11 protein-coding genes are annotated in these 13570 nt (G+C 40.9%); all 11 read left to right on the forward strand.

Annotated features, from left to right (window positions below; translation table 11 throughout):
* The first annotated feature begins 98 nt into the window (after positions 1 to 98).
* The 11 genes from rsmH (at position 99) to murB (ending at position 13417) form a co-directional block, all read left to right on the forward strand.
* Positions 99 to 1097 carry a 16S rRNA (cytosine(1402)-N(4))-methyltransferase RsmH gene (rsmH, locus tag ACFIL7_RS03685; RefSeq protein WP_375634629.1) on the forward strand — a complete coding sequence of 333 codons (999 nt, stop codon included), beginning with the start codon at positions 99 to 101 and terminating at the stop codon, positions 1095 to 1097.
* Positions 1094 to 1498 (forward strand): hypothetical protein, encoded by a 405-nt coding sequence (locus ACFIL7_RS03690; protein ID WP_375634628.1) that lies wholly within the window; start codon positions 1094 to 1096, stop codon positions 1496 to 1498. Before rsmH ends, ACFIL7_RS03690 begins: the two co-directional genes overlap by 4 nt.
* Entirely contained in the window at positions 1498 to 3240 is a 1743-nt protein-coding gene (locus tag ACFIL7_RS03695; protein WP_375634627.1) for a peptidoglycan D,D-transpeptidase FtsI family protein, read from the forward strand. The genes ACFIL7_RS03690 and ACFIL7_RS03695 overlap by 1 nt, the downstream gene beginning before the upstream one ends.
* A gap of 23 nt (positions 3241 to 3263) precedes the next feature.
* Positions 3264 to 4715: a UDP-N-acetylmuramoyl-L-alanyl-D-glutamate--2,6-diaminopimelate ligase gene (locus tag ACFIL7_RS03700; protein WP_375634626.1), complete on the forward strand. Its 1452-nt coding sequence runs from the start codon at positions 3264 to 3266 to the stop codon at positions 4713 to 4715.
* Positions 4712 to 6133 carry a UDP-N-acetylmuramoyl-tripeptide--D-alanyl-D-alanine ligase gene (murF, locus tag ACFIL7_RS03705; RefSeq protein WP_375634625.1) on the forward strand — a complete coding sequence of 474 codons (1422 nt, stop codon included), beginning with the start codon at positions 4712 to 4714 and terminating at the stop codon, positions 6131 to 6133. The genes ACFIL7_RS03700 and murF overlap by 4 nt, the downstream gene beginning before the upstream one ends.
* A 21-nt stretch (positions 6134 to 6154) precedes the next feature.
* Complete coding sequence (gene mraY / locus ACFIL7_RS03710; RefSeq protein WP_375633003.1) at positions 6155 to 7225, forward strand: phospho-N-acetylmuramoyl-pentapeptide-transferase; 1071 nt, start codon at positions 6155 to 6157, stop codon at positions 7223 to 7225.
* 4 nt (positions 7226 to 7229) lie between these two features.
* Positions 7230 to 8624: a UDP-N-acetylmuramoyl-L-alanine--D-glutamate ligase gene (gene murD / locus ACFIL7_RS03715; RefSeq protein WP_375633001.1), complete on the forward strand. Its 1395-nt coding sequence runs from the start codon at positions 7230 to 7232 to the stop codon at positions 8622 to 8624.
* Positions 8625 to 8767: 143 nt separating this feature from the next.
* The gene (locus ACFIL7_RS03720) at positions 8768 to 9922 is read left to right on the forward strand and encodes an FtsW/RodA/SpoVE family cell cycle protein (RefSeq protein WP_375632999.1); all 1155 of its coding nucleotides are present in this window, start codon (positions 8768 to 8770) and stop codon (positions 9920 to 9922) included.
* Positions 9915 to 11051, forward strand: coding sequence for an undecaprenyldiphospho-muramoylpentapeptide beta-N-acetylglucosaminyltransferase (gene murG / locus ACFIL7_RS03725; RefSeq protein WP_375632997.1), 1137 nt, complete (start codon positions 9915 to 9917; stop codon positions 11049 to 11051). Before ACFIL7_RS03720 ends, murG begins: the two co-directional genes overlap by 8 nt.
* Complete coding sequence (murC, locus tag ACFIL7_RS03730; RefSeq protein WP_375634624.1) at positions 11035 to 12462, forward strand: UDP-N-acetylmuramate--L-alanine ligase; 1428 nt, start codon at positions 11035 to 11037, stop codon at positions 12460 to 12462. Before murG ends, murC begins: the two co-directional genes overlap by 17 nt.
* Entirely contained in the window at positions 12440 to 13417 is a 978-nt protein-coding gene (murB, locus tag ACFIL7_RS03735) for a UDP-N-acetylmuramate dehydrogenase (RefSeq protein ID WP_375662115.1), read from the forward strand. Before murC ends, murB begins: the two co-directional genes overlap by 23 nt.
* Positions 13418 to 13570 lie beyond the last annotated feature (153 nt).

The raw sequence follows: 13570 nt of genomic DNA on the forward strand, positions 1-13570 counted from the left end.
TTGTGATTAATGTGAAAGTTGAAGGCCAGGTTATTCTAAGATCAGTTGTCATGAGAGAGCTGTTGATTTAAGACAGCCTAACTTCAAGACGGATTATTTTGATAAAGCAGGATCAAAGAGCTGAACGCCATATTCCAGTGTTGTTACAGCCAGTTTTGGCTGGGCTTATGCCATTGGTTGGAACAAAAGTGATTGATGGCACCTTTGGTGCTGGTGGTTACACGCGCGCTTTGTTAAAGGCAGGGGCACAGGTGATTGCTCTTGATCGTGATCCTCATGCTATAAGTGCAGGACAATCGCTTGTTGAAGAATTTTTTCCACGCCTTCGTTTGGTCCATATGGCGTTTTCACAGCTCGATCGTGTCGTTGAAGAGAAGGTGGATGCAGTTATTTTGGATATTGGTGTCTCTTCAATGCAGCTTGATGAAGCAGAAAGAGGTTTTTCTTTTCAAAAAGATGGTCCATTGGATATGCGAATGGCTCAGACTGGTTTTACAGCCAGCGATGTTGTCAATCATTTAAAAGCAAGGGATTTGGCACGTATTTTTAAGATATTAGGGGAAGAGCGTTATGCGGGGCGAATTGCACGGATGATTGAAAAGCGTCGTGTTGTGCAGCCTTTTTTGCGTACAGGTGATTTGGCGGATGCTATCGAAACGTTGATAGGACGTAAACCGGGAGATCGTATTCATCCGGCAACACGTGTATTTCAGGCTCTTCGTATCTATGTTAATGATGAAATTGGTGAATTGGCATGTGGTTTATTTGCTGCTGAACGCGTTTTAAAAGCTGGAGGCCGTTTGGGGGTTGTCAGTTTTCATTCTCTTGAAGATCGTATGGTCAAAAGATTTTTTTCGGCTCGTTCTGGAGAATGTATGAGATCACGCTATCTGCCAGAAATAAAGGCTGCTCCAGCAACATTTTTTCCTTTGTTTAGAGGTGGGATCACGGCAACTAAAGAGGAGTTACAGAAAAATCCTCGTTCACGTTCTGCGAGGTTGCGTATTGGTGTACGGACTGAAGCAGAGGCTCTTGCAGCAGATATGAAATTATTTGGTTTAGCAGAGATTGCCAGTTTTGAAGGCAGCAAAAAATGACAGTTTTTCGTACATTTGATATGATTTTAGTGTTGATTATGATTTGTATGGCAGGACTTACTTATAAGGTAAAATATGATGTTCAAAAACGAATGAACGAAGTTCTTCATCTTGAGCATGAAATTGCTGCAGCAAAAAATACGGTAAGTTTGCTTCATGCTGAGTGGGCTGTGATGATAAGTCCTTCACGCATGCAAAAACTTGCGAAACGTTATCAGAAAGAACTTGGGTTAGAGGTTATACAGCCCCGTCAAATCGTGGAGTTTAAAGACATTCCGGTATGGGTACATGATCAAATTGAAGAAGTGATTAAACAAAATATCTTGGAAGATAATCAAAATATTTTGACAAATAATCGGGCTTCTCAGATCAATAGTGTTGTCCAAAAAGGCGCGCAGTAATGAAATCGACTTTTTTATTCTCACAGAAGAAAAAGCGCTTAAAGAATTCGTTGAATAATCATAATGTTTCTGTTCGTCGTCCCTATTCTAGTCGTCCACGTTTGCTTTTTTCGTTGTTCTGCTTTTTAATTTTATATGGCATCATGGGGGCTTGCCTTATTTCTTATGGGTTGGAAGGTGGACAGATTGAAGAAGCAAAAGGGCCAGGAGTTCTTCAATTGATGGCACGGCCTGATATCGTTGATCGTAATGGTCGTTTATTGGCAACAGATATTAAAACTTATTCACTTTTTGCTGAGCCACGACGTATTATTGATGTGGATGAAACAATTGAATTGCTCTCAACAGTTTTGCCTGATCTTAATTGGCAGGAAACCTATAAGCGCTTAAAAAGAAAATCTAGTTTTTCTTGGATACAGCGGGGGTTAACACCAATGCAGAAGACGCAAATTATGGCTCTTGGTATACCAGGAATTGGTTTTCGGACTGAAATTCGTCGCTTTTATCCTGATGGACCTGTAACTTCCCATATTCTCGGTATGGTGAATGTTGATAATCAGGGCATTGCAGGTATGGAAAAATATATTGATGATGCGGGGTTGAGTGCTTTGCGTGCCGCTGGTCTTGCCATGGAAGAATCATTAAAACAAGTTCAGCTTTCGATTGATGTGCGTGTTCAGGCAATTGTTCATGATGAACTTATTCAGGCTATGAAGCGTTATAAGGCAATTGCTGCAGGAGCTGTTATTTTAAATATACATACGGGGGAAGTTTTGGCTTTGGCATCACTACCAGATTTTGATCCTGGAAATCCTATCGAAGCTTTAAAAAGTGATCGTCTCAATCGGATGACGGCAGGAGCTTTTGAAATGGGATCAATTATTAAAAGTTTTACGACAGCCATGGCACTTGATTCCAATATTTTTTATTTAAACAGTATTATTGATGCTTCAAAGCCAATAAAAACAAGTAGTGGGTATACTATTCATGATTTTCATGGAAAAAATCGACCCTTAACGTTATGGGAGGTTTTTATTTATTCTTCTAATATTGGTTCTGCTAAAGAGGCATTGGCGATAGGGATTGATAAACATCGTGGTTTTTTGCAAAAACTTGGATTACTGGATCGTCTCACAACAGAGTTGCCTGAAGTTGCCCACCCTATTGTACCACATCATTGGAAGGATATCCATTCTATGACGATTTCTTTTGGGCATGGTATGGCAACAACACCCTTGCAAACAGCTGTCGGGGCTGCTGCTTTAATGAATGGTGGTTGGTTAATTGCTCCGACATTTTTAAAACGGACAAAAGAACAAACTCTGCACCATGCAAAACGGGTTTTGCAGGCTAAAACAAGTCAAAATATGCGTTACCTTTATCAATTAAATAGTGATATTGGTTCTGGACGTAATGCAAAAGTAGAAGGCTATCGTGTAGGTGGTAAGACAGGAACAGCTGAAAAAGTTGAAAATGGAAAATATTCTAAAACAAAAAATTTCAATAGTTTTCTTGCTGCTTTTCCTATTGAAGATCCTGCTTATGTTGTTTTAACAATTATTGATGAACCAAAGCCTGCAGAGGGACAGCGTTCAGCAACAGCGGGAATGAATGCTGGACCAATGCTTGCTAATATTATTCGTCGCACAGCTAGTTTTCTTGGTGTAAAACCCGATTTTAAAAAAGAATATGAGCTTCTTTTAAGTAAAAAGAGCAATTCAAGTTTCGTTAAACAACAGTAAAATAAATACAAAGGTGCATCGTTATGTTGTTTGGAACAGTTTTTACAGAATGTGTTGAAGATGAAAGTCTTTCTTCAATAGAAATAACAGGAATAAGTGTGGATTCTCGGCAAGTTTTGCCGGGCTATGTTTTTGTCGCTGTTCAAGGGAAAAAAAGTGATGGAAGACACTATATAGATGATGCGATAAAGCGTGGCGCACGAGCAATCGTTACAGACTGTCATGCTGTTCTTGAGGATTTATCTGTTCCCATTTTACGTGTTTCTAATGTTCGTCATAGTTTAGCGTTGGCAGCTGCACGTTTTTACGGTTCTCAGCCTGAAACGGTCGTTGCTGTGACTGGTACAAGTGGTAAAACATCTGTTGTCTCTTTTCTTCGGCAAATTTGGACTTATGCTGGATTTTGTGCTGCGAGTATAGGAACGGTTGGTGTTGTTTCTCCTAAACGGAATGTTTATGGTTCTCTCACAACACCTGATCCGGTCGTCTTGCACCGTCTTCTTTATGAAATTTCTCATGAAGGTGTGACTCATGCAGCTCTTGAAGCTTCTTCGCATGGGCTTGATCAAGAACGACTTGATGGAGTCCGTTTAACGGCTGGTGCCTTTACTAATTTAGGGCGAGATCACATGGATTATCACACGGGGGTAGAGGATTATTTGCGGGCTAAAATGAGGTTGTTTGATACACTTTTGCCTGTATCTGCTCCTGCTTTGATTTTTGCTGATGATGTTTATTCACAAAAGGTTATTGATGTTGTTACACAAGCACGCCGCCGTGTCTTGACAATTGGTCGTAAGGGGCAATTTATCACGATTAATCGTGTTGAACATCAACGCTCAAAACAGTGTATTGAGTGTCGTGTGGAAAATAATATTTATACATTTGATTTGCCTTTGGCTGGAGATTTTCAGGTAGCCAATGCGCTTATGGCAGCGGGGTTAGCAATTGCAACTGGTGTTTCACCTCGTAAGGTTTTTTCTGCGCTTGAAACTTTGCAGGGGGCACCTGGGCGGTTGGAATTTGTGGGAAAGACAGAAAATAATGCGCCTGTTTATATTGATTATGCCCATAAACCAGAAGCTTTGGAGCAGGTTTTGCTTTCTGTTCGTCCCTTTACGCAAGGGCGTTTGATCGTTGTTTTTGGTTGTGGAGGAGATCGTGATCAAGGAAAAAGACCTTTGATGGGAAAAATTGCGGCGGATAAAGCGGACATTGTTATTGTAACGGATGATAATCCTCGCACAGAAATGCCAGAAAAAATACGCAAGGATATTTTACAGGCGGTGCCAACAGCAATAGAGATAGCAGATCGTGGAGAGGCTATTTCTTACGCGGTGGAGCTTTTGAAAGTTGGTGATACATTAATCATTGCTGGAAAAGGTCATGAGGATGGCCAAATTATAGGGCAGACAACTTATCCTTTTTCAGATCGTCTGAAAGCGATAGAAGCTTTAGAGGACCGAAAGAAATGACAACTTTATGGGATAAGCAAGCACTTGTTGCTGCAGTTAATGGTGTTGTAATGGGAAGCCTGCCAGAAACTTTTTCTGGGGTTTCCATTGATAGCCGTACTCTTGCGGAAGGGGATGTTTTTTTCTGCATTAAAGGGCATCATCTTGATGGTCATGATTTTGCTGCGCAAGCTTATGAACGAGGTGCAGGCGTTCTTATCGTTGCGGAACACCGTTTGAGGGATATGAAAAAGATATCGGCTCCACTTATTGTTGTTCCTGATGTTTTGCAAGCCTTAGAAAAACTTGCACAAGCTGCACGCAAACGTTCAAGAGCTAAGATTATCGCGATAACAGGATCGGTGGGAAAAACAACGACAAAAGAGGCTTTGAAACAAGCACTTGCAACGGTTGGGAATGTTCATGCGAATCTCGCTTCTTTAAACAATTGCTGGGGGGTTCCACTCACTTTAGCGCGGATGCCTATGGAGAGTGATTATGGTATCTTTGAAATTGGCATGAATCATAGAGATGAGATTCGCCCTCTGGTCAAACTTGTTTGTCCGCATGTTGCTCTCATTACGCATATTTGTGCAGGACATATGGGTTTTTTCAAAAATCTTGAAGAAATAGCAAAGGCAAAAGCTGAAATTTTTGAAGGATTAGATGAAAAAGGAATTGCCATTTTAAATGCGGATAGTGATTTTTTTTCTTATCTCGTTCAAAAAGCAAAGAAATGCGGTGTAAAGAAGATCTTAAGCTTTGGTGAGACTAAAGATGCTGATTATCAAGCGCGAGATATACGTCTTCTAACTGATAGTACTTCTATGATTGTGCGTATTGGGGGGCGGGATAGGAAGGTTCAAATTGGTGCTCCAGGACGCCATATTGTGCAAAATAGTTTAGGGGTTATTGCTGCTTGTGATGCTATGGGAGTTGAGTTAGAGCCTGTTCTTCTTTCTTTTCGCTATTTTTCTTCTCAAAAGGGGCGAGGTGTTCGTTATCGACTGTCTTTATCAAATGGGGGTGAATTTTATCTCATTGATGAAAGCTATAATGCAAATCCTACTTCTATGCGTGCTGCGCTTGAGCTTCTTGCTACAGGACCAGTCGGGGAAGAGGGGCGGCGAATTGCTATTTTAGGAGATATGCTAGAGTTAGGGGAGTATAGTGAAAAGCTTCATCGTGATTTAATAAAGCCAATACGTCTTTCCGGTGCTAATCCGGTTTTTCTATTTGGTGAGGCGATGAAATCTTTAGTCAGTGATTTGTCTGCTGGTGTTAAGGTTCATTATGCTGAAAATATTGAGAAAATTTTATCTCTCCTTTTAGCAGAAATTTCTTCTGGGGATCTGCTTATGGTTAAATCATCCAATAGCCTTTGTTCATCAAATATTGTGACTGCATTGCTTGACCGCTATAAAGCGGTTTCTTCATAGTTTTAAGAGGTTTTTTGTACCATGATGCTGTTTTTTTCTTCGTTTAGTGATTGGCTTCCAGGTGTGAATGTATTTCGTTATATTACTTTTCGCACGATAGCGGCTATGCTTAATTCGGGGCTCATCGTCTTTTTGTTTGGACCTAGCATCATTGCTTCTCTTAAATTGCGGCAGGGTAAGGGGCAACCGATTCGTGCGGATGGTCCTCAAACACATTTTAAAAAGGCTGGAACACCTACAATGGGTGGATTGATGATTTTAACCGGTATTGTGGTATCGGCATTTTTGTGGTGTAATTTATCGAATATTTATTTTTGGGTATCGCTATTGGTTATGCTTTCTTTTGGGGCAATTGGATTTTATGACGATTATCTTAAGGTCACAAAACAAACAGACAAAGGATTTTCTGGGAAAGCACGGTTAAGTTTGGAGTTTTGTGTTGCCGCAATTGCTGCTTTTGTCATCCTACAAATTGGCTCATCTGGATTCGCTTTGCCTTTTTTGAAAGATTATCTTATCAATTTGGGCTGGTTTTTTATTCCTTTTTCTGCTTTTGTTATTGTCGCGACGGGTAATGCGGTTAATTTGACGGATGGACTTGATGGCCTTGCTATTGTTCCTGTGATGGTTGCAGCCTTATCTTTTGCTCTGATTGCTTATCTTTCTGGTAATATGAATTTTGCTGATTATCTCCAAATCCATTATGTATCGGGAGCAGGTGAATTGGCTGTTTTATTGGGAGCTGTTGTTGGGGCAGGGCTTGGTTTTTTATGGTTTAATGCACCACCTGCAGCTATTTTTATGGGAGATACTGGTTCGTTGGCTCTTGGAGGATTATTAGGGACTGTTGCAGTCGCTACGAAGCACGAAATTGTTTTGGCTCTTATTGGTGGGCTTTTTGTTGTGGAAGCTTTTTCGGTCGTTATTCAGGTTGGTTATTTCAAATTAACAAGAAAACGAGTGTTTCTTATGGCACCGATACATCATCATTTTGAGAAAAAAGGCTGGACTGAAAGCCAAGTCGTGATACGCTTTTGGATTATTTCAATTGTTCTCGCTCTCATAGGTCTTTCAACACTTAAATTGCGGTGAGAATGTGATTTCTGTTACGTGTTATAAAGGTCAAAAAGTTGCTCTGTTTGGGTTGGGACAGTCTGGACTAGCAACGGCACAAGCATTGATGCGTGGCGGTGCAGAAGTGGTGGCGTGGGATGATAGTCCTTCAAGCGTGCAGATGGCTTTTCGGCACAATATTCCAACGCGAGATCTCCGTTATGAAGATTGGTCAGAATTTGTTGCATTGATTGTAGCTCCTGGAGTTCCTTTAAATTATCCTCAACCCCATTGGGTTGTTGAAAAAGCACGAAAAAAAAATATAGAAATTATCGGTGATATTGAATTATTTGTTCGTGCGCGCCAGCATTTTTTACAGCATTATGGTTTTTGTGACCAAGATGTTCCTTTCATTGCGATTACGGGGACGAATGGAAAGTCAACCACAACGGCTTTACTTGCGCATTTGTTGGAAAAAATGGGTTATGATGTGCAGGTGGGGGGGAATATCGGAAAGGCAATATTGACGCTTAAGCCATTTGTTAAAAAACGTATCTATGTGATTGAATGTTCATCATTTCAAATTGATCTTACTCCCTCTCTTCAGCCGACCATTGGACTTTTATTGAATTTAACACCTGATCATATTGATCGACATGGGAGTTTTGCCTGTTATGTGCAAACCAAAAGGCATCTGATTGCTCAGGCTTCTCAGGCTTTCATTTCAGTTGATGATGCAGCTTGTCGGGTTTTATATCAACAGTTACTTCATGATGGGAAGCAAATTGAGGCAGTTTCCAAGGATCATTTTGTTGAAAATGGTTTTTATGCAGATGGGACCAAGCTCTTTTCTGTTCGTCAAGGACAGCGCCATATGCTTGCAGATCTTGCTCCTATGGCGGTGTTACGTGGGAGTCATAATGCGCAAAATGCCCTTATGGCATTAGCAACATTGCAGGCTTTAAAAATAACTGATCCTTCTGTGAACAAGCATTTAGCAAGTTATAAAGGGTTGGATCATCGTATGCAGCAGGTGCGTAAAATGGGGGCGGTTTTGTTTATCAATGACAGCAAGGCTACTAATGCAGATGCAACAGCTCCTGCGCTTTCCACCTTTAATGATATTTTTTGGATTGTTGGGGGACAGGCAAAAAAGGGAGGGATAGAGTCTCTTAGAGAATTTTTTCCTAAAATTCGTAAAGCCTATTTGATTGGGAGCGCGGCAGAAGAATTTGCTCGCACTATTGGATCTGCTTTTCCCTTTTCTATGAGTTTAACTTTGAAAAATGCGGTGCGTGAAGCAGCTGTTGACGCAATGGGTTGTAAGGAAAAAGAGGTGACGGTTCTTTTGTCACCTGCTTGTGCAAGTTATGACCAATTTAAAAATTATGAAATGCGAGGCGAAGCATTTGTCTCTTTTGTGATGCAGTTACAATAAAAAAGCATCAGTTATAAAAAAATATTTTTGCGTTAAGACTCCAGAATCTTTTTTTGTGTAATTTAGTTTTTAAAGTGTTTGTTAAACAGGCTGGGGAACCATATCACTTTGAGATAATTTATAAAATGGATAAGGTGGATATCATGGTGACGCGTGCAGATAGAGATCCAATTGCTAATTGGTGGTGGACGATTGATCGCTCTATCTTTGCAGCTTGTTTAATTTTAATGGGAATTGGCATTATGCTGTCTTTTGCTGCCAGCCCTATTATTGCAAAAAAAATCGGAATTGCTGATAGTTTTTATTTTGTTCGGTGGCATATCATTTTTAGCATTTCAGCATTTTTTACGATGGTTACCATTTCCTTTTTTTCGCTTTCTAATATTCGTCGTTTATGTGCTCTTTTGCTCATTGTAACGCTTGCTCTTATGGTTGCAACCTTATTTTGGGGTCCAGAATTAAAGGGAGCACGGAGGTGGATTCTACTATTTGGTTTTTCTGTACAGGCTTCAGAGTTTATGAAGCCAGCTTTTGTGGTTATGTCCGCTTGGCTTTTTTCAGAACAGATACGCAGGAGGGGAATTCTGGGTTATACGTTAGCGATTCTACTTTATGCCATTTGTTGTGTGCTTCTGGTTTTGCAGCCTGATATTGGACAAACAGTTTTAATAAGTGCAACATGGGGGGGGCTATTTTTTATTGCTGGTGTACCTCTTACCATTATTTTTCTCTTTCTCATTTTAGGCGTTGTAGGAATTATTTTAGCTTATCTTTTTCTGCATCATGTGCGCGAGCGTATTAATGGTTTTTTGACAGGTGAAGGGGATACGTTTCAAGTGGATGTAGGACGTGAGGCTATTTTGAATGGTGGTTGGTTTGGGCAAGGCCCTGGGGAGGGAACAGTAAAACGTATCATTCCTGATAGCCATACAGATTTTGTATTTTCCGTTGCTGCTGAAGAATATGGTATTATTCTTTGTTTATTAATTATGATGCTTTTTGGCTTTATCGTTATGCGTTCATTGTATATAGCCATGAATACACGTGATTCCTTTATACGTCTTGGTATTACTGGCATAGCAATGATGATTGGCTTTCAATCAGCGATTAATATGGCCGTTAATCTTCACTTAATTCCTCCAAAAGGCATGACATTGCCTTTTATTTCTTATGGTGGTTCTTCGATGATGGCGATTGCGTTTTCAATGGGCATTTTGCTCAGTTTAACACGTCGTTGGCCAGAAGCGCGCCTTTCAGCTTTTTCTTCATCTTCTGTCTTGGATACCCCTTATGAATGATAAAAAAGTTATTGTTTTGGTGGCTGGTGGTACAGGTGGACATCTTTTTCCTGCTGAAGCCCTTTCTGTTGAATTAAGGCAGCGTGGATATGATGTTCATTTAATAACAGATGAAAGAGCACGACCTTTTGTTCGGTGCTTTGATGAAGGGCATATTCATATCGTTTCATCGGCAACATTTACACGACGCCATCCTTTTGCTCTGATAAAGACGTTTTGGTCTTTGCTAAGGGGGATGGGGCAATCGTTGGCGTTGTTTTATAAATTACGTCCTGTTCTTGTTGGAGGATTTGGGGGGTATCCGAGCTTTCCTCCTCTTTTTATTGCGTCCTTAACGAGGCGTGTAACATTTATTCATGAACAAAATGCTGTTATGGGGCGTGCCAATCGGGTGTTGGCAATTTTTGTGCGTGCAATCGCTGGTGGTTTGTTGTCACCAAAAGGCGCTTATGCTCATAAAATACTTTTGACGGGGAATCCTGTCCGTGAGGCTGTGTTGAAGGCGGCCAAAATTCCTTATCATTCTTCAGAGGGAGAAAAGCCATTTAATTTTTTGATTTTTGGAGGTAGCCAAGGGGCTTCTGCTTTTTCACATATTGTTCCAGAAGCTATTGCTTTATTTGATGATAAGAACCGTAAACGTTTACGAATTGTACAGCAAGTCCGCGGTGAAGCAGGAAGGTTGATCAAAATCTATCGTGATATGGGCGTACAAGCAGAAGTTGCTCCTTTCTTTGATGATATGGCTGAACGTATGGCACATGCTCATTTTATTTTGTCGCGCGCTGGGGCTTCGTCCGTTTGTGAGATAGCGGTGATTGGTAGACCTGCTTTGCTTGTTCCCTATCCCCATGCTTTAGATCATGATCAGGCTGCCAATGCAGCTCTGCTTGCTCGTGTAGGTGGTGCGCAAATTGTATCAGAAAAAGATTTAAATGCACAAAAGCTTTTTTCTCTTTTAATGCACGCTTGTTGTGCGCCCCATTTATTGGAAAAACAAGCGCTTGCTGCAAAAAAAGTTGGACAACCTCATGCAACCCGTTGCCTTGCTGATATGGCTGAGTCCTTAATTGCAGGGCGATTGTTGTCAGATATAAAAGAGGAGCTTTTTAATGAAAATGCCACTTGATATAGGCGTTATCCATTTTATCGGAATCGGGGGGATCGGTATGAGTGGAATTGCGGAGGTTTTTTATAATCTTGGCTATAAAGTTCAAGGGTCAGATCAAGTTGAAAGTGCAAATGTTGAACGTTTGCGGAAAAAAGGAATTAACGTTCATATAGGTCATTGTGCTGAAAACTTAGGGAATGCAGAGGTTGTTGTTTTTTCTACTGCCGTTAAAAAAACAAATCCTGAGTATATTGCTGCAAAGGAAAGACATTTGCCGCTTGTCAGACGTGCAGAAATGCTGGCGGAGCTGATGCGGTTTCGGCGTGCAATTGCGGTGGGTGGTACACATGGTAAAACAACAACCACATCAATGGTCGCAGCCCTTCTTGATGCTGGTCATTTTGATCCAGTGGTGATTAATGGCGGTATTATTAATGCTTATGGTACGAATTCTCGTACAGGAGATGGCGATTGGATGATTGTTGAAGCTGATGAAAGTGATGGTACATTTTTAAAGCTGCCTGCTGATATTGCTGTTATTACTAATATTGACGCTGAGCATTTGGATCATTATGGAAGTTTTGATGCTGTGCGTGAGGCTTTTCGGCAATTCGTAGAAAATGTTCCTTTTTATGGTTTTGCTGTTTTGTGTCTTGATCATCCAGAGGTTCAGTCATTGGCGGGCCGTATTGATGATCGTTGGGTGATCACTTATGGTGCAAATCCACAAGCGGATGTTCGTTTTCTTAATCTTTCGATGGATGGTCAAAAAACGCATTTTGATGTTCTTGTTCGCTCACGCAAAACAGGAAGAAAGATTGAGTTGAAAAATTTGCTTTTGCCCATGGCAGGGCAGCATAATGTTGCTAATGCAACGGCGGCGATTGCTATTGCGCATGAACTAGGCATTTCAAATGAAGCTATAAAAAGGGGCTTAGCAGAATTTGGCGGAGTAAAACGGCGTTTTACGCGAACAGGAAATTGGCGTGGCATTGAAATATTTGATGATTATGGACATCATCCTGTTGAAATAAAGGCTGTTTTGCGTGCAGCACGTGAGAGTGCAAAAGGGCGTGTTATTGCGATTGCACAACCCCATCGGTATTCACGTTTGTATCATTTATTTGATGATTTTTCTGCTTGTTTTAATGATGCAGATACAGTGTTGATTACGCCCGTTTATGCGGCTGGTGAAGAGCCTATTGTAGGATTTGGTTCTCAAGAATTGGTAGAGCATATTAAAATGGCGGGTCATCGTGATGTGCGCTTGATACATAGTCTGGAAGATGTCGTGTCTCTTGTCTCAAAATTTGCTCAGGCAGAGGATTATGTTGTTTTTCTTGGTGCTGGCAATATCACACAATGGGCTTGTGCGTTGCCTCATCAATTAGCGGTATTGGATGGTCATGGTAAATTTTCAGCACATTGATGGTGAGGCGCTATTGGCGCAATTGCAACCACTGTTGGGTGGCGTGAGAGGAAAGCTTACACCTAATGTTGAGATGCGTAAGGTAACGTGGTTTCGCACGGGCGGGTTGGCAGAGCTTTTTTATCAGCCTGTTGATGAAGAAGATTTGGCTCTCTTTCTTCAAAATTTGCCTGAATTTGTTCCTGTAACAATTGTCGGTATTGGTTCTAATCTTCTGGTGCGTGATGGGGGGGTTCCTGGTGTTGTGATTCGTCTTTCGCCAAAAAAATTTGGGCAAGTGAAGCAAGTTTCTCCAAAAGGCTTTTTAGTTGGTGCTGGTACGGCGGATAAACATTTAGCTGCTGCCGCTTTAGAAGCTGAGATTGCAGGTTTTCATTTTTATCATGGTATTCCCGGAGGTCTTGGAGGAGCTCTCAAAATGAACGCGGGTGCGAATGGTGTTGAAACTGCAGCGCGTGTTGTCGAGGTCTATGCGCTGGATCGTAAAGGGCAACGTCATATCTTGAGTGTGAAAGATATGCATTATTCCTATCGCCATTGTGATATTCCTAAAGATTTTATTTTTACGGCTGCTTTATTAGAAGGAAGAATCGGCAATAAAGATGATATTCGTGCTGCTATGGATGAAGTTGCCCTCCACAGAGAAACAGTGCAACCTATTCGCGAAAAAACAGGGGGGTCAACTTTCAAAAATCCTGAGAATACATCCGCGTGGCGCGTGATTGATGAAGCAGGGTGTCGTGGTTTACAGATTGGTGGCGCTCAAATGAGTGAAATGCACTGTAATTTTATGATTAATACAGGGCAAGCAACAGGATATGATCTTGAAGCATTGGGAGAAACAGTGCGTGCGCGTGTTTTTGCAAATTCAGCCCACCTTTTACAATGGGAAATAGAGCGTATTGGTCAATTTGAGCGTGGTCGAAGTGTTTCTCCTTTTGATCCATTTCATTGATTTATTGTTCACTAAAAAAGTGAAAATAAAAAATTGAGTCATTTCAAAGAGATAATAAAAAAATTCTATTAAGAATCAATAAATTAACAAAGAATCTCTTGCATCAGGCTTTTGAGTCTGATTCATTATGCAAAATGCTAGGTTATTGATTCG

It is taken from the genome of Bartonella sp. AP3QHHD (assembly GCF_042195765.1).
Taxonomy (GTDB): Bacteria; Pseudomonadota; Alphaproteobacteria; order Rhizobiales; family Rhizobiaceae; genus Bartonella.

What these genes read in the sequence shown, in the direction of transcription:
- murF (WP_375634625.1), top strand. Translation starts at nt 4,712, where the DNA reads ATGACAACTTTATGGGATAAGCAAGCACTTGTTGCTGCAGTTAATGGT.
- ACFIL7_RS03690 (WP_375634628.1), top strand. Translation starts at nt 1,094, where the DNA reads ATGACAGTTTTTCGTACATTTGATATGATTTTAGTGTTGATTATGATT.
- murB (WP_375662115.1), top strand. Translation starts at nt 12,440, where the DNA reads ATGGTAAATTTTCAGCACATTGATGGTGAGGCGCTATTGGCGCAATTG.
- ACFIL7_RS03720 (WP_375632999.1), top strand. Translation starts at nt 8,768, where the DNA reads ATGGTGACGCGTGCAGATAGAGATCCAATTGCTAATTGGTGGTGGACG.
- mraY (WP_375633003.1), top strand. Translation starts at nt 6,155, where the DNA reads ATGATGCTGTTTTTTTCTTCGTTTAGTGATTGGCTTCCAGGTGTGAAT.
- ACFIL7_RS03700 (WP_375634626.1), top strand. Translation starts at nt 3,264, where the DNA reads ATGTTGTTTGGAACAGTTTTTACAGAATGTGTTGAAGATGAAAGTCTT.
- ACFIL7_RS03695 (WP_375634627.1), top strand. Translation starts at nt 1,498, where the DNA reads ATGAAATCGACTTTTTTATTCTCACAGAAGAAAAAGCGCTTAAAGAAT.
- murC (WP_375634624.1), top strand. Translation starts at nt 11,035, where the DNA reads ATGAAAATGCCACTTGATATAGGCGTTATCCATTTTATCGGAATCGGG.
- murG (WP_375632997.1), top strand. Translation starts at nt 9,915, where the DNA reads ATGAATGATAAAAAAGTTATTGTTTTGGTGGCTGGTGGTACAGGTGGA.